Origin of the sequence: Paraburkholderia sp. EG304 (genome assembly GCF_046543485.1) — a bacterium.
GTDB classification, from domain to species: domain Bacteria; phylum Pseudomonadota; class Gammaproteobacteria; order Burkholderiales; family Burkholderiaceae; genus Paraburkholderia; species Paraburkholderia youngii.
In genome coordinates, this window is record NZ_JBKGUA010000030.1 from 68,981 (window position 1) to 89,786 (window position 20,806).

Below are 20,806 nucleotides of genomic sequence, written 5' to 3' on the forward strand. Positions count from 1 at the left end.
AACATGGCGCACGTTCAGTCCTGGGGGCTTTATCCCTATGCGCCGCAGAATCCGCACACACCGGCGTGGCGCGACGGCGTAGCGCCAGCCTGGCGCTCGGCGGCGTCGGCTAGCGGCACGACGCTCGGATTCGGCCAGGGCCGCAGCTACGGCGACAGCTGTCTCGCGTCCTCGGGCCAGGTCGTGTGCATGCGGGGTCTCGATAGGCTCATCGACTTCGACGCGTCGAGTGGCGTGCTGCGCGCCGAGGCGGGCGTCACGCTGGAGACGATTCTCGAGCTCGCGATTCCGCGCGGCTGGATGCTGCCGGTCACGCCGGGAACCAAATATGTGACGCTTGGCGGCGCTGTGGCCAACGATGTTCACGGCAAGAACCATCACGTCCGAGGCACCTTCGGCCGTCATGTGCGCCGCTTCGGCCTGTTGCGCAGCGATGGCAGCGAGCGCGAATGCGCGCCCAGAAACGCGACGGACGCCGAGCCCGATTTTTTCGGTGCGACTATCGGCGGACTGGGGCTCACGGGACTGATCACGTGGGTCGAGGTTCAACTGATGCGAATCCGCACGAGCCTGATCGATGTATCGAGCATCCGCTTCGACAATGTCGACGAATTCTTCGTCCTGTCCGAGCGCCTCGATCCGCATCATGAATACAGCGTCGCGTGGATCGATTGCCAGAGCCGTGGCGCGGCGCTGGGACGGGGGATTTTCATGGTCGGCGATCATGCGCCGGAAGGGCCGCTCGCAGTCGAGCGCCGCAAAAAGCACACGGTCCCCATCGTCTCGCCCGTTCCTGTGTTTAACAAACTGACGCTGCGTCTTTTCAACGAGGCGTATTATCGCCGCCAGGCCGCTGGCGAGACCAAGGCGAAGGTCGGATACGATAGCTATTTCTATCCGCTCGACGCGCTACTGCAGTGGAACCGCATCTATGGACGCTCCGGCTTCCAGCAATATCAATGCGTAATCCCGCCAGATTGCGCGCGCGAGGCGATACGCGACGTGCTCGATGCGATTTCGCGCAGCGGCACCGGCTCGTTTCTTGCCGTGCTCAAGCGGTGCGGCGATCTTCGGTCGCCGGGGTGGCTTTCCTTTCCACGGGAGGGCACTTCGCTGGCGCTCGACTTCCCGCAGCGCGAGGCGTCCAACCGGCGCCTGTTCGATACGCTCGACGCGATCGTCCGCGCGAGCGGTGGACGTCTGTATCCGGCAAAGGATGCCCACATGTCGGGGGAGGATTTCCGCGCGGCCTACCCGCGGTGGACCGACCTGGAGACACTGAGGGATCCTGCTTTGCTTTCTCGATTCTGGGAACGAACGACTCGCTCATGAAGAACATCGTCATCATTGGAGCCACTTCGGCCATCGCTTCGGCCTGCGCGCGTGCATGGAATGGACTGGGTGTACGCTTCGCGCTGGTCGCCCGCAACGCGCGGCGCCTTCAGGAAACCGCCGACGATCTGAAGGCGCGCGGCGCCGGGTTCGTTAGCTGCCACCAGTTGGATATCGACGATCTCGGCGCGCAGGAGGCGGTCGTGCAGGCATGCCGGGCCGCTCTCGGCAGCATCGACATCGTGCTGGTTGCGCCGGGCACCTTGCCCGATCAGCGCGAATGCGAGCGCGACGCAGCCGTCGCGGTGCGCGAGTTCACGACGAACGTCGTTTCGGTGATCGCGCTACTGACGCGTTTCGCTAATATCGTCGAGGAACAGCGCAGCGGCACATTGGCGGTGATCGCCTCGGTCGCCGGCGATCGTGGACGTCCGTCGAACTACCTTTACGGCAGTGCGAAAGCCGCACTTGCCACGTTCTGCGAAGGACTCAATGCACGCCTGAAAAAGGTCGGTGGACATGTGGTGACGATCAAGCCTGGCTTCGTCGCTACACCGATGACGCAGGGCCTGCCGTTGCCCAAGCCGCTCGTGGCGACACCGCAGGCTGTGGCCGCCGACATAGTGAAGGCCGTGGCGCGTCACCGCGACGTGCTGTATACCCCGTGGTTCTGGGCGGGCATTATGCTGATCATTCGCTCGATTCCGCGCCGCATCTTCAACCGGCTGTCGCTGTAATGGAAGCCGGCCGGCGGGCCAGTCGCGCTCGCGCAGGCCGACCGCTTTCAGACAGTCGATAGATCAACGCAACGATACCGTGAATTCATCGGCCAAACCTCTCGCCACCCCCCACCTCGTCATTCTGTATGCAGTCTTCGCGGCCCTGTCGATCGTCGTGAACATCGGCCTGCAAAAGCTGTCGCTGATTGTGTACGAGGGTCCTTTCGACGTCATGCTTTCGGTGGTGGTCGGCACCGGAGGCGGTCTCGTACTGAAGTTCGTCCTGGACAAGATCTGGATTTTTCGCTATCGCCACAATAATCTTTCGCATGGGGTGGCGAGCTTCTTTCTGTATTCGTTGATGGGCGTGGCGACCACGTTCATCTTCTGGGGCTTCGAGTTCGGCGCCGACGCCATCTTTCATTCCGAACCGGCACGCTTCGTCGGCGGCGCCATCGGCCTGACGATCGGCTATGTCGTGAAGTACCGACTCGACAGGCGGTTCGTCTTTGCCTGATGCAAGCGTGCGGCGGCGCCCCGCATCCGAATCATCGTCACTGGACGTCTTCGATCCATGTCCGTCGATTCAAGACCGAATGGCCTCGTCGATGCGCCCGCACCCAAGCGTGCGCCGCGCGTATCGCTCGATCTCGTCGCGTATGCGCTGCTGTTGGCGGTATCGGTCTTCATCTTTGACGGTTGGATGGGTCTGTCGGCATTGCATCCTTCGCATCTCGAATGGTTGTACATCGGCGACTACCGGAGGAATCTGGCCGCGCTCAACCTGTTCCGTAGCTCGTCGTGGCAGTTTCCGCTAGGACATATCGAGACGAGCGATTTTCCGGTGGGCGCAAACATCGTGTTCATGGACGGTAACCTGCTATTGGCGATCGTCACGAAGTTGCTCGCGCCGTTCCTCGGCCCGGCGGCGCAGACCTACGGCGCCTGGGTTTATCTGTGCGCGTTGCTGCAATTCTGGTCCATTTATTGGGCGCTGAGGCAGCTCGCAGTCTCATCGGTGTGCGCGTTCCTGGGCGCGCTGTTGATCGGGCTTCTGCCGACGTTTTACTACCGGGTAGGCCATCTCAACCTGTTGCCGCATTTTCTGATCATAATCGGTTGGGGCACGCTTCTGTCCGCGTCGATGACGTCTAGCGACCGGTTGCGCATTTTTCTCGCGCTAATCGTCTTTTCGGTATTCACGCACTTCTATTTCACGCCGCCTCTCGTGCTGATGGCGGTGCTGACACAGTGGCGTGCATGCAGCTACCGCGCTGATACGGCAACGCTGCGCTTCGTTGCGCGTCAGGCTTGCATCATTCTCGCGTTCATGCTGTCGGCAATGTTCGCGGCCGGCTATTTCCAGCATTTCCGTGATGACAGCAGCGGCTTCGGCTTCTACTCGATGAACCTGAACGCGTTCATCAATCCGCTAGGCGCAGACGGAGAAGATACGTCGAGGTATGTATCGACGCTGCCGATCGGCACTGCCGGACAGTACGAGGGTTATCAATATCTCGGTCTCGGCCTCTTGCTGTTCGTCCTGATGGCGGGGTTCATGCTCGGGCGCCGGATCGTTGCAGGCGTCGACGCACCCGTCTGGTCGCTATGGCTGGCGCTGACGATACTGAGTCTTTCGAATCAGGTCTATCTGGGCTCCTCGCTGGTGTTCGGAATCGAGCTTCCACGCGCGTTAATGGGGCTGGTGTCGCCCTTCCGCGCCTCGGGGCGCTATGGATGGTTCGTGGTCTATCCGGTTTTGCTCGTCGTATTCTCGGACCTCTACCGGCATGTGCGCGCCCGATCGAGCGGATCGTGGCGGTCCGGCATCACCGTGTTCGCGCTCGTCGTCGCTCTGCTCACTGTCGTGCAATTCGAAGATATCAGGTCGGTATTGGTCCTCAGGCGTGGCGCGCCCCCGCCGACGCTGCCGGCCGGGGTTGCAGTGGCCAGGACGGTGGCAGCGTACGTGTTGGCTAGCGGCTTCAGAGGGCCGATCTTTATCGACGTCCCGGACATCGAAACGAACAAGGATGTATTTGCGCCGCTCACTGCCGAGCTGGCAGGGCGGCGCGTAAGCATTTCTCCAGCGCCGAATGTGCGCGAGAACCTGCGCTATTCCGGCCGGGATCACATCCAGGACACGCTGGACGCGCACGGGCTCGTCATCACCCAGTCTTGCGAGCGCGCGCTTACCGCCAGGAAGATCGAGCTTCTGCCAGCGTGGTGCGCGTTCGCGGGCTGAGTGACGGACTCGGTGCCGGGGCGAATCGCATGCTCGTCGCGTGTCAGCGTGCCGGCGGATTCGGTCCCGGAGCCCGTCCATCGATACCCAGCGGAATCGGTCGGCAGCTGGCACGTGCGCCGTCCGCGACTATCTCGGCGCCCCGGCAGGGTTGCCCCGTCGGCTATAATCGGCGTTCATTATTACCCATGCTCAACGCGGGGACTTGCGTGAGCGGCTTACTGAAGGAGAAGGACTTGACGAGCGCTGTGGTGACTGGCATTACCGGGCAAGATGGTGCGTATCTGACGCAATTGCTCCTCGAACGTGGCTACGACGTCTATGGCACGTATCGGCGTACCAGCTCGGTCAACTTTTGGCGTCTCGATGAAGTGGGTGTATTGCAGCATCCGAAGCTTCATCTGGTCGAGCACGACCTGACCGATCTCGGCGCAACGATTCGCCTGCTCGAAATGGCCAAGCCGCGCGAGGTGTATAACTTGGCGGCGCAGAGCTTCGTCGGCGTGTCGTTCCAGCAGCCGGCCACTACGGCTGAGATCACCGGTGTCGGGGCGCTGAACGTGCTCGAGGCGATTCGCATCGTCGATCGCTCGATTCGCTTCTATCAGGCGTCCACCTCCGAAATGTTCGGCAAGGTGCAGGCGATCCCCCAAAAGGAAGACACCCCGTTCCATCCGCGCAGTCCGTACGGCGTAGCGAAACTTTACGCACACTGGATCACGGTCAATTATCGCGAGTCTTACGATATTTTTGGCTCGAGCGGCATTCTGTTCAATCACGAATCGCCGCTGCGCGGCCGTGAATTCGTCACACGGAAGATTACGGACTCGGTCGCCAAGATTTCGCTCGGCAAGCTCGACGTGCTGGAACTCGGCAATATCGACGCGAAGCGCGACTGGGGTTTCGCGAAGGAATACGTCGAAGGCATGTACCGCATGCTGCAAGCCGACGAGCCGGACACCTTCGTTCTTGCGACCAACCGCACTGAGACCGTGCGCGATTTCGTATCGATGGCCTTCCGTGCTATCGGCACGGACATCGAGTGGCGTGGCAAGGCGGAGAAAGAAGAAGGGCTCGACGTATCCAACGGCAAGGTACTGGTGCGTGTGAATCCGGAGTTCTATCGTCCGGCGGAAGTCGATCTGTTGATCGGCGACGCCACCAAGGCGAAGGAAAAACTTGGCTGGACGCCACGCACTACGCTCGAAGAGTTGTGCACACTGATGGTCGAGTCGGATCGGCGCCGCAACCAGATTGGTTTCTCGTTCTGATATGCCTATGCGCCGCGTCTTGATCACAGGTGCCCATGGCTTTACGGGCGCTTATCTTCGCGAGGAACTGCTGAGCGCCGGGTATGAGGTGACGGGTACCTGTGTCGGCGATCTTCGGCAAGGAAGCGAGCTGCAGCTCGACATCACGTCGCTCGACGATTGCCGTCGCGTGATCGAGGCGGTCCGCCCTGATTGCATCGCGCATCTGGCTGCAATCAGCTTCGTCGCGCACGAAGTGACACTCGACATGTACCGGGTCAACGTGCTTGGTACGCTCAATCTGCTTCAGGCCTGCGCCGACGTCGGCCACCGGCCGGACAAGATTCTGATTGTCAGCAGCGCGAACGTCTATGGCAATTCCGGCGGCGTGATCGACGAAGGTGTGATCCCGGCGCCCATTAATCATTACGCGGCCAGCAAGCTTGCGATGGAGCATCTGGTCAAGACGTGGTTTGACCGGTTGCCGATCGTGATCGTGCGTCCGTTCAACTACACCGGGCGTGGCCAGGCTGAGCGTTTCCTGATCCCAAAGATCGTTTCGCACTTCGTCAAGCGACTGCCTGTCATCGAATTAGGCAATCTGGATGTGGCGCGCGACTTTTCCGATGTGCGCACGGTCGCGAAGGTCTATCGCGGACTGCTGGAGTCGAATGTCGAATCCGAGGTAGTGAATGTGTGCAGCGGCAAGCCTTATACGCTTCAGCAAGTGCTCGAGGCAGTGAGCGAGGTCTCCGGACACCAGCTCGAGGTGCGTGTCAATCCGGCGTTCGTTCGGGCCAACGAGGTCAGAGTCCTGGTGGGTTCGACCGAGAAATTGCGTCGTCTCGTGCCCGGCGTGCAGCCATTCGACTTTTCCGAAACCATCAAATGGATGGTTGGCGGCGAAGACCCGCGATTGTAAGCGCCAGCGCTGCCTGGCGAGCGGCCGCGCTGGGGAAAGCCAGCAGCGTCTGCCCCGTTGGCGGGTGGCTGGCGCTAAACAGTGCGGACTCATACCATTGCGGCCGTCACGCCGGATGGTAGGCAATCTGGATTCCAGCGCACCGGGGGCATCGCTGCAGATGCCGAACCGTCATTCGCAACAAATTCGAAACACCGTTCAATTGCGGGATGTGGATGCCACCATGTCACGCCTCCAGTTCATGGGCCTAGGTATGCGGGCCGACAACGGCACGCATCATTCACTGTTGAGCGTGGCGACGTTCGTCGAAACCGGGCGCGGCGGCACGACTCGGTCCGTTATTTACCGCTGCTCGGGTTTCTGCCGCTTGCAATTTGTAGCATTGCCACGCTCCGCCAGTGTCAATGCGGCCCTACAATCCCTTCGCTGTGTTCAGCGCCCTACGCCGTACGATAGAATGATCAATTCGTTCGAGGTTAAAGCGGCCGAATGTATGAACCTGGTTTGCGCAACGCGCACCCGTCAAACCCTTGGCCGCACCAATATCAAGACTGCGAAGCGCCGCTTCCAAAGTTGACAGAGAGGAATTTGTGAGTTTGACACCTATCATCCTATGCGGAGGTGCGGGATCCCGACTGTGGCCGGTCTCCCGTGAGCTGCACCCCAAGCCTTTCATTCGTCTTTCGGATGGACAAAGTCTGCTGCAGAAGGCTTTCTTGAGGGCTGTCGCTCTGCCGCATGTGAATGAGGTTCTGACGGTCGCGAACCGCGAACTCTTTTTCAAAGCCGAGGACGAGTTCCGCGAGGTGAATACCGACAATGTGGCCGCGTCGTTCATCTGCGAGCCTTTCGGCCGCAACACCGCCGCTGCGATTGCGGCAGCCGCTCTCCATATCGCCGGGAAGAAAGGCCCGGACGCGGTCATGCTCGTGCTGGCCGCCGACCACCTCATCTCCGACCAGGCCGCTTTTGCGGCTGCCGTCGAGCGCGCAACGGCGCTCGCGCAGGAAGGTAAAATTGTAACGTTTGGTATCCAGCCTGACCGGCCCGAGACGGGTTACGGATACATCGAGGCGGACGGCAACGCGGTCGTGCGTTTTATTGAAAAGCCGCCGCTTGAAACGGCGCGCGAATATGTGGCCTGCGAGCGTTTCTTGTGGAACTCGGGAATGTTCTGTTTCACCGCTGCCGCCATGCTGAGCGAGATGCGTCGACACTGTCCGCAAATCGTCGAGGCGGTTGACGCTTGCATGAAGGTCTCCCGCATTTCCGAGGGCAACGGCTGGACGCAGGTTCAACTCGAACCGAAAACCTTCAGCGCCGTACCGGATGATTCCATCGACTACGCAGTCATGGAGAGTTGTGATAAGGCGGCGGTCGTACCGTGTTCTATCGGCTGGAGCGACATCGGTTCATGGACCGCGCTCAGCGATCTGTGCAAGCCCGATGGCAACGGCAATCGGGTAGAAGGCGATGCGATGCTGCACGACGTCGAGAACTGTTATTTGATGAGCCGCGAAAGGGTCATCGGTGCGGTGGGTGTACAAAACTTGATCGTGATCGATACGCCGGATGCGCTGCTCGTGGCGGACCGGGACCGTGCGCAGGACGTTCGTCACATCTATTCGAAACTCAAGGCCCGCGGCCATGAGGCGCACAAGTTGCATCGCACGGTACATCGGCCATGGGGTACTTATACGGTCCTCGAAGACGCGTCGCGGTTCAAGATCAAGCGCATCGAGGTCAAGCCGGGCGCCAGTCTCAGCCTGCAGATGCATCATCATCGTAGCGAGCACTGGATCGTCGTCAGCGGCATGGCGAAGGTGACCAACGGCGAGAACACGCTATTCGTTTCGACCAACGAGTCGACGTATATTCCTGCCGGCCACAAGCATCGGCTCGAGAACCCTGGCGTGATCGGTCTCGTGATGATCGAGGTGCAGAGTGGCGAATACCTCGGCGAGGACGACATTGTCCGCTTCGAGGACGTGTACGGAAGGGCCTGAGATGGACATAGCAGCAATCGATCGCGGCAAGTCCGACCTTGCAGCTCATAGCGGAAGCGATGACCTGGCGGTCGGAATCAGGTCCGTGCGCGTGTGGGGAACGCTCGGCTGGCACGACATTCGTCAGCGCTACCGCCGCTCGGTCATCGGCCCGTTCTGGTTCACGCTCAGCACGGCCATCATGGTTCTGGTGTTGGGCGCGTTGTACTCGACGCTGCTGCACCAGAACGTCGAGGACTATCTGCCTTATCTGGCCGTGGGGCTGGTCATCTGGGGCTATCTGTCTTCAGTCGCGAACGAGGGCTGCAATGCGTTCATTGGCGCATCCTATCTGATCAAGCAGATACGCATACCACTGACCATTCATGTGTGCAGAATCGTGTGGCGCAATTTCGTGATTCTGCTGCACAGCCTGCCCGTCGTGGTGGTTCTGCTGATTGTCTTCGGTCGTTGGCCAACTTTCGAGTTCCTGCTGGTGCCTATCGGGTTGTTCATGCTGCTGCTGCATGGCATCTGGGTTGGTGTCACATTGGGTGTGCTGTGTGCGCGTTTCCGCGATATTCCGCCGATCGTGACCAATCTCATTCAGGTGGTTTTCTTTTTTACCCCTGTCATGTGGTCGCCGGAAATCCTGAAAGACCGTGCATGGGTTGCCGAATACAATCCGCTGTATCACCTGATCGAAACGGTGCGTGCGCCGATCACCGGCCGCCCGATCCATTGGGAGTCGTGGGTCTGGTCGATCGGCTTGCTGATCGTCGGCTTTGCTTTTTCGCAGTTCCTGATGCGTCGCGCTCGCAATCGCGTTCCCTATTGGCTTTGATATCGTGAGTTCATCTATTGTTGCCGAGGGAATTTACGTCGAGTTCCCGATTTACGAGAATTCTCATCGTTCTCTGAAAAAGGCTGTGCTGAATCTGACGACGGGCGGTCGCATCGGGCAGGATGCCGGCCATCACGCGATCGTACGGGCTCTCGACGACCTCAATTTCACCTTCCAGGACGGTGAGCGCGTCGGACTCGTCGGGCACAACGGCTCCGGCAAGACGACGTTGTTGCGAACGCTCTCCGGCGTCTATGAGCCGGTGCGTGGCAAGCTGACGGTGCGTGGCAAGATTGCTTCGCTGCTCGATGTGTCGATGGGCCTCGATCCAGATGCCACCGGCTTCGAAAACATCTATCTGCGAGGCGTGATCGACGGTTTGAAGCCGGCCAGGATCCGAGCCAAAATCGATGAAATTGCCGAATTCAGCGATCTCGGCGAATACCTGAATCTGCCGGTTCGAACGTATTCCAGCGGGATGATGCTGCGGCTTGCGTTTGCTATTTCGACCAGCATCGAAGCAGACATTCTGATTATGGACGAATGGCTGAGCGTCGGTGACGCCGATTTCAGCGTCAAGGCTGCGCAACGTCTCGAGACGCTTGTCGGTAATGCATCCATCGTGGTCGTCGCAACGCACGATCCGGGTTTGATCGAGCGGGTCTGCACCCGCAAGATCAGCCTCGAGCATGGGAAAGTGACAGCGGACGAACCGGTGGTTCGTCCGGTGGAAGCGGAAGCTCTGAGCCTTCCGGCTTCGTCCGTTTGACCTGTGTCAAGCGAAAGGCCGCGGCCCGTCCGGGCCGCGTGGCTCGAAGCTTATTCTATTTCGGCTCCTGCTAAACCGGGGCAAAGCTAAGGCATGCATCCATGCGCGCAGATCACCCTCTGGTTCGCTATGGCGAATCGTTGTTTTTGCATCAACCGTTCCGCCTGTTGAAGGGCGTTGCAGGCGCATACGTCGCCTATCCGATTGCCGAAAGCCGGGAAAAGCGCAGCGTGCGGCCGAAGATCGCCGAACTCCGTCGGCACTACCAGCTGCCATTCGAAGCGCGGCGCCGCATCGCGCTTGAGCGCCTCACATCGATCCTGCAATTCGCTGGCGAGCACGTTCCTTACTATCGCGATCTGTTTCGCGAAAAGCAGTTCGATCCCATCAAGGCAGGGAAGGACCCGCGCTATCTGGAAGAACTCCCGTATCTGACCAAGGACGTGATTCGCGAGCAGGGCGCACGCCTGTTCTCTCGCCCGCTTGAAGGTACGCGCCATCACGCCTGCAAGACCGGCGGTTCGACGGGATTGTCCTGCACGATCTTTTACGACCAGGAAGCCGCCGACTATTCGTCGGCCGTCACGTTCTACGCGCGACGCCGCGCAGGCAAGCGCGGTTACCGATCCGAATTGCATTTCGCCTGCCGGTTTCCCGACGAGGTCGTGCCCCAATGGCCATCGCGCGAGGATTTCAAATGCTTCGCGATGAACCGCAGCAACATCTTTTTCGATCGGATCGATGACGAAGGACTCGAGGAGATGTGGCGCACGCTCAAGCGACGCAGGCCTTATCTCGCGCATGGCCACCCGTCGACGATGTACGCGCTCGCATGCTATATCGAGCGCAAATACCAAACCGGCAAAGCCTTCGAAATATTCGAATCCAGCGGGGAGCTGCTCGAGGCGCATCAGCGCGAAGTGATCGAAAGAGCGCTGCGCTGCCGCGTGATCAATCGCTACGGTCTGGCAGAGCTGGGCGTGATGGCCTACGAGCTCGATGGACACCAGAACGGTTTCCAGATCCTCGAATCCGAGGGGTGGCCGGAAAACCGTCCGGTCCCCAGCGATGCGGGCGACGGCGCGGACGGCAGGAATGAACTGGTTTTCACCGGTTTCCGAAACCGCCTGATGCCGCTGATCCGCTATGCCACGGGCGACCTCGCGACCGTCGAAGAACGCAGCACCGGTCTGTTCCTGACCGACGTCGTCGGGCGAATTCACGATGTGGTTCCGATCAACGGCGTCGCACATCCGACGCACCATATTCAGGACATGCTCGACCATCGCGTCGGCGGCATCCAGGAGTTCCAGATCGACCTGCGCACTTCTCCGCCGACACTGCGCATCGTGCTCGAACCGTGGGCGAACGAGGAGGATACGACGCGCAAGCTGAAGGGTTACTGGAAGGACGCCTTCGCGATTTCGTATGTCGGTCACGGCGAACTCCTTCGCGTCGGACGCCGGGCCAAATTCCGCCATGTGGTGACCGCATGATCGGCGTACTCCACTCCTGCGCCTCGAAGGAAGCCGGCGAGTATGTGCTGGCCGCACTGCGCCGCTCGGTCAGCTCGACCGGTGCTCGCGCCATTTCGCCGGGCATGTTGCGCGATCTTGGAGCGACGATCGTTACGGCCGTCGACGTTCCCGATGCATGGGGCGATGCGCTGGTGCAATGGTTGGGCAAACCGCGCAACAAGCTCATCGTATTCGGGCGGCTGCCTCTTTCGCTGGCAAGCGAGCTCGGCTGCCAGGAACGCCCCTGGCCGGACGGCTTCCAGCAGGCAGCGCGCAGTCCTTCGGCTCCCAGTCGCGAGACCGCGCAAAGCCGCGCCGTCGTGCGATATACGAAACGCGCGTCGCAACTTGGCGGGCGCGCGTGGCTCCGGCCGTTCGAGCGCTTTGACTTTACCGACGAGTGGAACAACCTCGGCTTCGGGGCCATTCGCGCGGACGGCTCGATTTGGGCGACCAGCGCACCGATCGACGCGCCGCAAGATTGCCGTCTCGCTTCGGTGGATATCGACGACGAGCGCGGTTTTACCTATGCCGCGCTGTGGGAACGCGATGCCGCCACCGTGTTGTGGTTCAACCGGTCAGTTGGACCCATCGATTCGTTCGAATGGCGCCTGGTCGAAAACTTCGTGTCGTCGCATCGGAGCGATCGAACCGCATGCCAGCCTGTGCTCACAGAGATTCCTTGGGGCCACGACGCGGCAATCACTTCACGACTCGATTGCGACGAGGACGTCGAATCGGCACGGCCGCTGTGGAATGCGTACCGCCGTCTCGGCGTTCCGTTCTCGCTGGCCGTGCATACGAGCAATCTCGGCAACGAGGCTAATCACAGAATCCTGCGCGAACTGGCCGCCGATCCGCGCGCCGCAATCCTGTCGCATACAGCGACGCACGCGCCGAACTGGGGCGGCTCTTTGGAGGCCGCACTGGTCGAAGGCAGCGAATCCATGCGGCTCATTGAAGAGGTGATTCGCAAGCCGGTGCGGTATGCCGTATCGCCCTTTCACCAAAGTCCGCCCTATGCGCTCGCGGCCCTATCGGATGCGGGCTACGCCGGCTGTATCGGCGGCATCATCCGCAACGACCCCGAGTTCCTGATAGCCCGTGGTGGTGGCCTTGCAGGCCTTCCCGCCGGGTTCATCGGCCATAGCCAGCAAACGATGCTGCATGGCGACTGCATGCTGGCTTCGGGCGACCCGCTCGCGGTATTCAAACAGGCTTTCGATCTGGCCTTCGACAGTCACACGCTATTCGGCTATCTCGATCATCCATTCTCCGAGCGGTATCAATATGGCTGGCCAGACGAGGATGCGCGAATCGAGGCGCACCAGCAGTTCATCGCTTATATGCAGGCGCGGGCTCACAAGCCGCTCTTCATGCACGAAGACGACGCAATGGATTTCCTGCGCGCGAAATCGCTGGCCAATGTGATTGCCGATGACGGAGCGTGGCGCGTGCAGCTTTCGGCGGCGGCGCCGGCGCCGTATGGCATGACGCTCGAATGGCAGGGCGAATCGGTGCAAGCCTTGAACGGGACACGCCTGACATGAAAATCATGGTCGTCATGGGGACGCGCCCCGAAGTCATCAAGCTGGCGCCCGTCGTCGCGGCACTGCGCAAGCAGGTCGATACGATCGTGTGCGCGACCGGCCAGCATCGCGAAATGCTCGCGCAGGCACTGGATTTCTTCGGCATCGTGCCCGATGTCAGTGTGGAAACGATGAGCCCTGGCAGTTCGCTGAACATCCTCTCGGCGCGTCTGCTCACGGAAATGGACGAGGTATTCTCCCGCGTGCGGCCTGACTGGGTCGTCGTGCAAGGTGATACGACCACGGCGTTTTGCGCGGGCCTCGCGGCGTTTCACCGGGGCATTCGGGTCGCCCACGTGGAAGCCGGCCTGCGTACCGGTGACCTGCAGAACCCGTTCCCCGAAGAAGCCAATCGGAGTCTGCTTGGCCGCATCGTCAGCCGTCATTTCGCACCTACGCAACTCGCGCGGCAAAATCTGCTGCGCGAAGGCATCGACGACTCGAAGATCATGGTGACCGGAAATACCGTCGTCGATGCGATCATGATGGCGCGCGATTCGTGGCAGCGCGCATCGCAGAGTCTGGTGCTGCCTGCGGGCGGCGAGGCAGGCCGCGAGACGATCCTGGTGACGTGTCACCGGCGAGAGAATTTCGGCGACACGCTGCTGGGGATTTGCCATGTGCTACGCACGTTGTGCAGCCGATACGGGCAATACCAATGGGTTTTCCCCGTCCATCTGAATCCCGCCGTGCGTGAGCCGGTCATGCAAGAACTCGGCAACATTCGCAATCTCGCACTGATCGAGCCCGTCGATTACCCGTCCAGCTTGTACCTGATCAGCCGCAGTGCGCTGGTGATCAGCGATTCGGGCGGCATCCAGGAAGAGGCACCGACCTTCGGCGTACCCGTCGTCGTGATGCGCAGTCATACCGAGCGAAGGGAAGGCGTCGATGCCGGCTTCTCGACGCTTGCCGGTCAGCGTCCGGAAAGCATCGAAGCCGCGGTGATCGACTGGCTCGACGATCCGGAGCGGCGCCGGGCGCTGCGCAACCGGCCGAATCCGTATGGAGATGGTCGCGCCTCCGAACGTATGGTGGCGAGCCTGTTGGATCATGCAGTCGAGGCCTTCAATGGGTGAGGGCGTGCACGCCAGGCGGCGAACGTCCGATTGCATTCTGTTTTCGACCGCCGATTGGGACGAACCGTACTGGACGAACAAGCAGCACACCGCGCATATCCTCGCGCAGAATGGCTGGCGCGTGCTGTATGTGGAAAGTCCGGGGCTGCGCTCGCCGAAGGTGTCGAGCGGGAAGGATTGGGCAAGAATCTGGCGGCGGCTGTGGAGCGGCTTGCGTTCGAATTTCGTTGCGCCACCGCAGCGCGAGAAAAACGTCTGGGTCCTATCGCCACTGATGATTCCGGCCAGGCATCACATGCCGATGTTCCGGATGTTCAATCAGGCCTTGCTGAAATGGAGCATTGCCCGGTTCACGCGGAAGCATCGGTTTGCCGATCCGCTCGTCTGGACCTATCACCCTTTCATGCTGGGCGCGATCGAAGACTTGCCGCATGGCGCCTTCGTCTATCACTGTGTGGACGATCTGGCGGCCATCCCGGGCGTCGACGTCGAGGCTTTCGATGTCGCGCAGCAGCAATTGTTGGCGCAGAGCAAGGCCGTTTTCACCACGGCAGTCGCGCTTCGCGATCACTGTCTGCGCTACAACGCCAACACTCATTACTTCGCGAATGTGGTGGATGCGCGCCATTTCGGGCGAGCATTCGAAGGAAGCGAACTGCCGCCCGATGTCGCATCGATCCCCGCCCCCCGACTGATTTATCACGGTGTGCTGTCGGACTTTAAGGTCGACTTTCCGCTGATCCACGAAGCGGCGAAACGGCGACCGGACTGGCAGTGGATTTTTATCGGTGAAGAGCGGGAAGGTCAGCGAAGCGAAATGGTTGCGCGGCTCAGGGCGCTGCCGAACGTTCATTTCCTGGGGTATCGGAGCTATCAGCAACTGCCCTCGTATTTGCGAGGCATGAACGTCGGCCTGCTGCCGACGCTGCTGAACAATTACACCCGGTCGATGTTTCCGATGAAGTTCTTCGAGTACCTCGCGGCCGGGCTGCCGGTCGTCGCGACGCCGCTCGACTTTACGAAGGAACGCCTCGCGGGGCTGGAGGTGGGCGGCTCGCCCGAAGCGTTCATCGCCGCTATCGAGCGGCAGTTGCAACGCGGCAGGCTCGATCCCGTGGAGGCGCGCCAATACGTGGGCGATAATACCTGGGATGCCCGAACCGCTAAAATGCTGGATCTGGTATGGGCCGAGCCGGTCGAGTCGAGCACCGACCCGTTGGCTGGCGACATTAAATGGAGCGTTGAATGACCGATTCGCGTGTACTTATTACCACTTATCCGGCTGCGTTCTTGCATCGCGGCGGCGGTGAGCTCGAACTCGTCGACCTGATGGTGAACCTGCGGCAGCTTGGTGTGCGAGCGGACCTGTATGGCCCGACGGCCCAACCGCTGAACAAATACGACGTCGTGCTGCACTATTCCGTTATCCCAACCGGCATGGAATTCGTTCGCGAAGTCAAGGCGGAGGGCAAGAAGCTCGTGCTGATGCCGAGCCTGTGGTGGTCGAAGGAGCCGTCGCAAGGGGAGAAGAATTCCGCCGCGGCGTTCTTCGCTCTGGCCGACATGATCGTTTTCAAGTCGAAATCAGAGTTTGAGAATGTCAACGCGCACGTTCCCGTCGACCAGTCGAAAGTCGCGTTTTGTCGTTGGGGCGCTGATTCCTGCTTCGAAGAGCTGATCAGCGGCGATCTCTTCAAACAGGCTTATAAGGTCGACGATTATCTGCTGTCGGTCGGTATCATCGAAGAGCGTAAGAACCAGCTTGCGGCTATCCATGCTCTGCGCGACTCCAGAATTCCGCTCGTATTCGTAGGCGACTACCGCGACCGCGAATATTACGAAGCTTGTGTGAAAGCCGCGCCGGCGCACTTCAAGTTCCTCCCGTACCTGGCGCCGAAGTCGGAAATTCTTCGCTCGGCTGTGCGCGGCTGCAAGGCGTTCATCGAAGTGTCGCTCGAGCCCGCCGGCTTCTCCGCGTTCGAGGCGGCGCTGGCACGCGTACCGATGGTGCTGTCGAGCGGGCCGTGGACGCAAGAGCATTTCGGCAACGAACTGGTTCATCAGGTCGATCCGATGTCGACCGAATCGATCCAGAAGGGCGTCGAAGCGGCGCTTAATACGCCGGTGTCGCCCCAGTTGCAGCGCAATGTACACAACCAGTACCTGATGCCGCAATGTCTGGAGCCGTTGGTCCGGGTCTTGCGCGTGCGGTCTTAACCGCGTCTTCAATTCATTCGGCACGGGCTGCCGTGCATCAGATTCATATGAGCGACCAGACAGACGTACGCCACTTCAATTTCCACGCTGACAAGAGGCTGGTTAGCGAGGTCATTGTTCAGAAGGATTCCCTGCGTCATCTCGACGAAATGGGCGTGTTCAACCACATCCGGAAAGAGTCCAAGCACCTGCTGGTGACGGACAAGAATGTGGAAAAGCTGTACCTGCGCCGCGTGCTCGAAGGAATCGAGCGCTCGGGGCGGTCGGTGCGTACGTTGGTCGTGCCGGCAAGCGAAGCCTCAAAGAGCTTCAAGATCTACTCTCAGCTGGTCGAGAAGGCGCTCGACTACGGATTCGACAAGCATTCCGTGATCTTCAGTCTGGGCGGCGGCGTGGTGAACAATCTCGCGGGCTTTCTCGCCTCGACGCTGTATCGCGGTATCGGCCTCGTGCATTTTCCGACGAGCCTGCTGTCGCAGGTGGACGCGGCGATCGACTTCAAGCAGGCGATCAACTTCGATCACGGCAAGAACCTGATCGGCAGTTATTACCCGGCGTCGAAGATCGTGGTCGATCCGCTCGTGCTGCGAACACTCGACGTTCGTCTGATTCGCGACGGCCTTGCCGAAACGATCAAGCATGCGATCTGTCAGGACACCAAATTCCTGTCGTACCTGATGTCCAACAGCGAGCATCTGGTGGATCCGGACTTCCTGACCGAAGTTGTAAAGAAGTCGATTGAACTGAAGCTCGAGGTGATGAGCGGCGATCTCGATTCGGATTACGATGAAACGCTCAAGCAATACGGGCACGCGATCGGCCATGCCGTCGAACACCTGTCCGAGGGCGACGTGTACCACGGAGAGGCGATATCGATCGGCATGTGCGTATCGGCGGAAGTGGCATTGCTGCTCGGCTTGTCCGACGAGGAAACGGTCGAGCTACATTACGACGTGTTCCGCCGTATGGGCTTGCCCACCACGGTACCGGAAGCTTTCTCGCTGTCGGATCTGTGGGAAAAAATCCGCTATGACAAGCACTTTTTGAGCGGCAAGGCTTATATGGGTCTCGTCCGGACGGCCGGCGTCATGGCGCCGACCAACAATGGCAACTTCGGTCACTACATTGAGCAATCCGTGATCTTCGAAGCCATCGAAAAGAATCGCCAGCAGGGCCAGCGCGACGCACGGCGCGTCAGCTAACTGCGGTCGACGGGTTGTGCGCGAGTCCGGCATCGAGTCACACGCGATGCCGGACTTTGCGTAGATGGGGGCGACAACCCAGATAGACGATGGATTCCTTTGGGGACAACGTCAAGCACACTATTGATACGAACGGTTCATGCGCCATCGACTATATTTTGACGTGACCGAACTTGCCGGCTTCGACAAGGGCACGGGCATCCAGCGGGTCACGCGGGCATTGCTTCAAGCGTTGAGGCAGCGACCTCCGAAAGACTGGAAAGTAGTGGCCGTACGTGGCGACGGCTCGAGCGGCCGGTTCGTGACGGCGACTTCTCTGGCTGAGCACCAATTGACAGGGCAACCGGAATCGCCCGACGAAATTGCGATCGAGCCCGCTGCGGGCGACATCTTTCTGAGCGTCGACCTCGCGTACAACATCACGCCGTCGTTGCGCGAGGAACTGGTTCGTTTTCGCTCGCACGGAGTCGGCATTTACTTCGTCGTCTACGACCTGATACCTCTGATGTACCCAGAATGGTTCGAAGGGACGAATGCCTGGTTCGAAGGCAATGACTACCTGCAGCTTTTCAACTACTGGTTCGATTGCGTCAGCGAGGAAGGCGATGGACTGATCTGTATCTCGGAGTCGGTGCGAACCGACGTGCAGGCATGGATCAGGCAACATCCGTTGAGGCGCCCCGAGCCGCCTCAGCTAGGTTACTTCCATCTCGGTTCAGACATCGCGGAAAGCATTCCCTCGACTGGACTGCCAGCAGAAGCTGGCGAAGTACTGGCGCGCCTCAAGTCCGCTACGACTTTCCTGATGGTGGGCACGCTCGAACCGCGCAAAGGGCATGAACTGGCGCTCGATGCGATCGAGGCACTGTGGGCCGAAGGCAAAGACGTCAATCTGGTCTTCGTCGGGCGGGCGGGCTGGAAGATCGAGCGGCTGATCGAGCGGCTCAAGACCCATCCGCGCCTGGGCAGGCAGTTGTTCTGGCTCGACGGCATTAGCGACGAGTATCTGAGAGAAGTGTACATGGCGTCGTCGGCGCTGCTTGCGCTGTCGTGCGCCGAAGGCTTCGGCTTGCCGCTCGTCGAGGCCGCGCACTACCGGCTTCCGCTGATCGCCCGCAGCATTCCGGTGTTCCGCGAAATTTGCGCAGATGCGGCGACCTATTTCACCGGTTCGTCGCACACTGAGTTGCACGCGCTGCTTCAGCAGTGGATCAGCCAGCGCGCGAACGGCGAGATACTCTTTCCGGACAACATGGAAGTGCTGTCGTGGCCCGAGTCGGCGATGCAGTTGATGCGCGCAGTCGGAAAGATGCGCGGCGACGAATTTTTCTGGAGTATCGGAACATGACGAAACGCATTCTCGTGACAGGTGCGAGTCGCGGCATCGGGCTGTCGATCGCGCAAACGCTGGCAGGGAAGGGGTATGCTCTGGACCTGTTGACGAGCAGCGAAGCATCGGCAGACGCACTTCGCGGCGAGCCGTTCGTGACCGATATGCAGGCGCGCGTTCATGCGCTGGATCTTGCCGACGCCCAGGCGGTCAGTCGATTCGCGAGCAGCTGGCGGGATGAACTGTGGGCCATTGTCAATAACGCCGGGATTTGCAAGACCTTCGGCCTGCTGGACAGTGGCGACGATCCGTTGGACGAAGTATTGGGCACCAACCTCATCGGCCCATATCTGCTGACGAAGGGCCTGATCGCTCGGCTGGCGCGTCCGGGACGTATCGTCAACATTGCATCGCAACTTGGGCAGGAAGGCCGGGCCGGCTATTCGGCCTATTGCGCGTCGAAGTTCGGCCTGATCGGCATGACGAAATGCTGGGCGAAAGAGCTGGGCGCCGAAGGCATTACCGTGAATGCTGTGTGTCCGGGTTGGGTGGGCACGGAGATGTCATTCAAGGATATCGAACGGATGGCTTCCGAACGAGGTATCAGCGCGCAGCAGTTTTATGAAGAAACCTGTGCGCCGCTCGAGTTGAAGCGGTTCAATACGCCAGCCGAAGTGGCCAACCTGGTGGCGTTTCTTGTTTCGGATGAGGCATCGGGTGTGACGGGGCGTGACTGGTTGATGCATACGGTGTGGAACCAGTCGTGATTCTGCAAATAACAATTGTTGCGTCTCGTGACGCGTTGACTCGGGACAATGAATGAAAGCGCTTTTCTACAACTACCCTTGGGCGATGGACGTCCCCGGCGGCGGTGAGCGGCAGATGGCGGCGTATGCGCATCACCTGCCGCGGTTCGGCGTGCAGGCCGATCTGTACGACATGTGGAACCCCTCGTTGGATGACTATCAGATCTTCCACGCGTTCTCGGTCATGCCCGGCGTTGTCGAAATGTGCGATTTCGCGAAGAAGCGCGGGCTCAAGCTCGTCGTGAATCCGAACCTGTGGATCACGCGCGAGACGAAAGACGACTATCCCTATGCGGCGATATGGAATATCCTGGAATTGGCTGATCGGGTGATCGTCAATTCGCACATGGAAGGCGACGCGTTGAGCGATGTTTTCGGCATCGCGCGCGAAAAATTTCATTGCGTGTACAACGCCGCCGAGGCGGATTTTCTCGTGCCCGCCGACACCAACGTGTTTCGCGAAGCTCACGATATCGATGGCCCGTTTGTACTGAATGTTGCGAATCTCGAGCCGCGCAAAAACCAGCTCGAGTTTATTCGGGTGTTGCGCGAAGAGCGGCCTGACCTGCAGTTCGTCATCGCCGGGGCCGCGCGCGACAAGCAATACGCACGTGCCTGTATCGAGGCGGGTGGCGATCAGTTGAAAATCGTTGGAACGCTTCCGTACGCGTCGGAGATGTTGCGCTCGGCGATGGCCGGTTGCGAGTTCTTCGCCATGCCGAGCCTGCTCGAGACGCCGAGCATCGCTGCGATTGAGGCCGCTGCGCTGGGCGCCAAAGTGCTGCTGACGCAAGTCGGCTCCACGACAGAATATTTCGGTGACTCCGTCACCTGGGTCGATCCGAAGTCAAGAGACTCGTTGCGTGCGGGGATTGCTGCGGCCATCGCATCGTCGCCGGATCGCTCGATATGGGCTGCGCGCCATCGTTTGCTTTGGCCGCTCGTCATGCCTGAAATCGTGCGTTGCTACCGGTCACTGCTCGGATAATCCATCCTGCTC

19 protein-coding genes are annotated in these 20,806 nt (G+C 60.3%); all 19 read left to right on the plus strand.

Annotation, left to right across the window (positions count from 1 at the left end; translation table 11 throughout):
• Positions 1-3: 3 nt before the first annotated feature.
• The 19 genes from ACLFKU_RS28760 to ACLFKU_RS28850 all read left to right on the plus strand — a co-directional run bounded on the left by ACLFKU_RS28760 (position 4) and on the right by ACLFKU_RS28850 (position 20,794).
• A complete protein-coding gene (locus tag ACLFKU_RS28760; protein ID WP_410851330.1) occupies positions 4-1,332 on the plus strand; it encodes an FAD-dependent oxidoreductase in 1,329 nt (442 codons plus the stop codon).
• Complete coding sequence (locus tag ACLFKU_RS28765) at positions 1,329-2,069, plus strand: SDR family oxidoreductase (protein WP_410851331.1); 741 nt, start codon at positions 1,329-1,331, stop codon at positions 2,067-2,069. The genes ACLFKU_RS28760 and ACLFKU_RS28765 overlap by 4 nt, the downstream gene beginning before the upstream one ends.
• 157 nt (positions 2,070-2,226) lie before the next feature.
• Complete coding sequence (locus tag ACLFKU_RS28770; RefSeq protein WP_410851332.1) at positions 2,227-2,568, plus strand: GtrA family protein; 342 nt, start codon at positions 2,227-2,229, stop codon at positions 2,566-2,568.
• 57 nt (positions 2,569-2,625) lie between these two features.
• Positions 2,626-4,296 carry a DUF6311 domain-containing protein gene (locus tag ACLFKU_RS28775; protein WP_410851333.1) on the plus strand — a complete coding sequence of 557 codons (1,671 nt, stop codon included), beginning with the start codon at positions 2,626-2,628 and terminating at the stop codon, positions 4,294-4,296.
• A 188-nt stretch (positions 4,297-4,484) separates the two neighbouring features.
• Positions 4,485-5,567 carry a GDP-mannose 4,6-dehydratase gene (gene gmd / locus ACLFKU_RS28780; RefSeq protein WP_193727360.1) on the plus strand — a complete coding sequence of 361 codons (1,083 nt, stop codon included), beginning with the start codon at positions 4,485-4,487 and terminating at the stop codon, positions 5,565-5,567.
• Between the two features lies 1 nt (position 5,568).
• Positions 5,569-6,468, plus strand: a complete 900-nt coding sequence (locus ACLFKU_RS28785) for a GDP-mannose 4,6-dehydratase (protein ID WP_368585871.1) — start codon at positions 5,569-5,571, stop codon at positions 6,466-6,468.
• A gap of 115 nt (positions 6,469-6,583) precedes the next feature.
• A complete protein-coding gene (locus ACLFKU_RS28790) occupies positions 6,584-7,045 on the plus strand; it encodes a hypothetical protein (RefSeq protein WP_410851334.1) in 462 nt (153 codons plus the stop codon).
• Between the two features lie 13 nt (positions 7,046-7,058).
• Entirely contained in the window at positions 7,059-8,474 is a 1,416-nt protein-coding gene (locus ACLFKU_RS28795; RefSeq protein WP_321576734.1) for a mannose-1-phosphate guanylyltransferase/mannose-6-phosphate isomerase, read from the plus strand.
• 1 nt (position 8,475) lies between these two features.
• A complete protein-coding gene (locus ACLFKU_RS28800) occupies positions 8,476-9,297 on the plus strand; it encodes an ABC transporter permease (RefSeq protein WP_152850837.1) in 822 nt (273 codons plus the stop codon).
• Position 9,298: 1 nt separating this feature from the next.
• The gene (locus tag ACLFKU_RS28805; RefSeq protein ID WP_321576738.1) at positions 9,299-10,066 is read left to right on the plus strand and encodes an ABC transporter ATP-binding protein; all 768 of its coding nucleotides are present in this window, start codon (positions 9,299-9,301) and stop codon (positions 10,064-10,066) included.
• A 101-nt stretch (positions 10,067-10,167) separates the two neighbouring features.
• Positions 10,168-11,562 (plus strand): phenylacetate--CoA ligase family protein, encoded by a 1,395-nt coding sequence (locus ACLFKU_RS28810; protein WP_368585873.1) that lies wholly within the window; start codon positions 10,168-10,170, stop codon positions 11,560-11,562.
• Complete coding sequence (locus ACLFKU_RS28815) at positions 11,559-13,133, plus strand: polysaccharide deacetylase (protein WP_410851335.1); 1,575 nt, start codon at positions 11,559-11,561, stop codon at positions 13,131-13,133. The genes ACLFKU_RS28810 and ACLFKU_RS28815 overlap by 4 nt, the downstream gene beginning before the upstream one ends.
• Positions 13,130-14,251 carry a non-hydrolyzing UDP-N-acetylglucosamine 2-epimerase gene (gene wecB / locus ACLFKU_RS28820; protein ID WP_410851336.1) on the plus strand — a complete coding sequence of 374 codons (1,122 nt, stop codon included), beginning with the start codon at positions 13,130-13,132 and terminating at the stop codon, positions 14,249-14,251. Before ACLFKU_RS28815 ends, wecB begins: the two co-directional genes overlap by 4 nt.
• Entirely contained in the window at positions 14,244-15,500 is a 1,257-nt protein-coding gene (locus ACLFKU_RS28825) for a glycosyltransferase (RefSeq protein ID WP_410851337.1), read from the plus strand. Before wecB ends, ACLFKU_RS28825 begins: the two co-directional genes overlap by 8 nt.
• Positions 15,497-16,468 carry a glycosyltransferase gene (locus tag ACLFKU_RS28830; RefSeq protein ID WP_152850832.1) on the plus strand — a complete coding sequence of 324 codons (972 nt, stop codon included), beginning with the start codon at positions 15,497-15,499 and terminating at the stop codon, positions 16,466-16,468. The genes ACLFKU_RS28825 and ACLFKU_RS28830 overlap by 4 nt, the downstream gene beginning before the upstream one ends.
• Before the next feature lie 47 nt (positions 16,469-16,515).
• On the plus strand, positions 16,516-17,670 hold the full coding sequence (locus tag ACLFKU_RS28835) for a 2-deoxy-scyllo-inosose synthase (RefSeq protein ID WP_368585877.1): 1,155 nt from the start codon (positions 16,516-16,518) through the stop codon (positions 17,668-17,670).
• A 139-nt stretch (positions 17,671-17,809) separates the two neighbouring features.
• Positions 17,810-19,018 carry a glycosyltransferase family 4 protein gene (locus tag ACLFKU_RS28840; RefSeq protein ID WP_410851338.1) on the plus strand — a complete coding sequence of 403 codons (1,209 nt, stop codon included), beginning with the start codon at positions 17,810-17,812 and terminating at the stop codon, positions 19,016-19,018.
• Positions 18,937-19,767 carry an SDR family NAD(P)-dependent oxidoreductase gene (locus ACLFKU_RS28845; RefSeq protein WP_368624235.1) on the plus strand — a complete coding sequence of 277 codons (831 nt, stop codon included), beginning with the start codon at positions 18,937-18,939 and terminating at the stop codon, positions 19,765-19,767. Before ACLFKU_RS28840 ends, ACLFKU_RS28845 begins: the two co-directional genes overlap by 82 nt.
• 172 nt (positions 19,768-19,939) lie before the next feature.
• Positions 19,940-20,794 (plus strand): glycosyltransferase, encoded by an 855-nt coding sequence (locus ACLFKU_RS28850; RefSeq protein WP_410851344.1) that lies wholly within the window; start codon positions 19,940-19,942, stop codon positions 20,792-20,794.
• The last annotated feature ends 12 nt before the right edge of the window (positions 20,795-20,806 follow it).